The sequence below is a fragment of the Vibrio sp. 10N.222.55.C6 genome, assembly GCF_041473395.1.
In the GTDB taxonomy this organism is placed as follows: Bacteria; Pseudomonadota; Gammaproteobacteria; order Enterobacterales; family Vibrionaceae; genus Vibrio; species Vibrio crassostreae_C.
In genome coordinates this window covers 1-796 of the sequence record NZ_JBFRSD010000518.1, presented here as the reverse complement: position 1 = coordinate 796, position 796 = coordinate 1, and the positions used below count along the sequence as shown (strand labels likewise).

Sequence of the window (796 nt, the reverse complement as noted above, 5' to 3'; positions counted from 1 at the left end):
GTTGATCCCGAGGTAGACGTTACTCAAACCAAAATCAATGACAACGACTTCAACCAAAAATCATCAGATGTAGCTCCTTTACAAATTGTCCCTGCTGCTTATTACATTAGTCCTATCAACGACAAATGGGCTTGGGGAATTGGCATGTTCACGACTTACGGAGTAGCCACTGATTACCCAGATGATATTTATGCTGGTGATTTGGCAGGTGACACATCACTAATTTCAGTCAACTTAAATCCAAATATCGCGTACAGAGTTAACGATAGTTTTAGTGTTGGAGCTGGAGTTAACTTTGTTTATGCAGAGGCCGAGCTCAACAGACACAAAGGCAGCCTTCCTGTTGGTGGCTCACCAAGTGACAAACTGATATCAATGACTGGTGAGACTTTTGCTTTTAGTTGGAATGTAGGTGCGTTATATGAACTGAACGAGTACAACCGTTTTGGGTTTGGTTACCGCTCATCCGTTGAACTCGACTTTGATGACGGTGAGTTCACTGATTACACAGGTCTAAAAATGGAAAACGGCGCTCCTGGTAAAACCACAGGGCGTCTAGAAATTGAACTGCCCGATATCTTCGAATTATCTGCTTTTCATCAACTTAACGATGCTTGGGCAATACACTATGGTTGGCAGTTAACTAAGTGGAGTAAGTTCAAAGAGTTAAAAGCCACTAGTTCAGATTGTAAAAACAATGAATGTTTCTTGAAAACCGAACATTACGAAGACAATCAGAGATGGTCTGTAGGTGGAACTTACATGGTTAATCAAAATTGGACGGTACGAGCGGGCC

1 protein-coding gene is annotated in these 796 nt (G+C 42.0%); it reads left to right on the top strand.

Annotation, left to right across the window (positions count from 1 at the left end):
* Positions 1–796: outer membrane protein transport protein (locus AB4486_RS24870; RefSeq protein WP_372119367.1), on the top strand; the 796-nt coding region annotated here is incomplete at both ends.